This is a genomic window from Rossellomorea aquimaris (genome assembly GCF_001877785.1).
GTDB lineage: Bacteria > Bacillota > Bacilli > Bacillales > Bacillaceae_B > Rossellomorea > Rossellomorea aquimaris_A.
Genome location: NZ_MINN01000064.1, coordinates 1 through 295 on the forward strand (window position 1 = coordinate 1; position 295 = coordinate 295).

Below are 295 nucleotides of genomic sequence, written 5' to 3' on the forward strand. Positions count from 1 at the left end.
CGAATTGGTTGTTACATAAGGTTTAAAACCTAAAATGGCGATACTCGGTAATTTCTTGACTATCAATTAACACTTTATCTAGTTTTCAAAGAACAAACTTTATGGTTGGATCTTTTACTTCGCTTACACTTCGTAAAAATCCCTGATGGATGGTTCTTTTGCTTGCGCAAAAAACCTTATCAAACCATCAAAACTGAACAAAACTTCGACTGTCAAACGTTTCATGTAATATTCCTTAGAAAGGAGGTGATCCAGCCGCACCTTCCGATACGGCTACCTTGTTACGACTTCAGGA

The 295-nt window shown here is 37.3% G+C and carries 1 rRNA gene; it reads right to left on the reverse strand.

From position 1 onward, the window contains the following. Nucleotides 1-239 precede the first annotated feature (239 nt). Nucleotides 240-295: ribosomal RNA gene (locus BHE18_RS23435) — 16S ribosomal RNA — on the reverse strand; the annotation flags it as partial.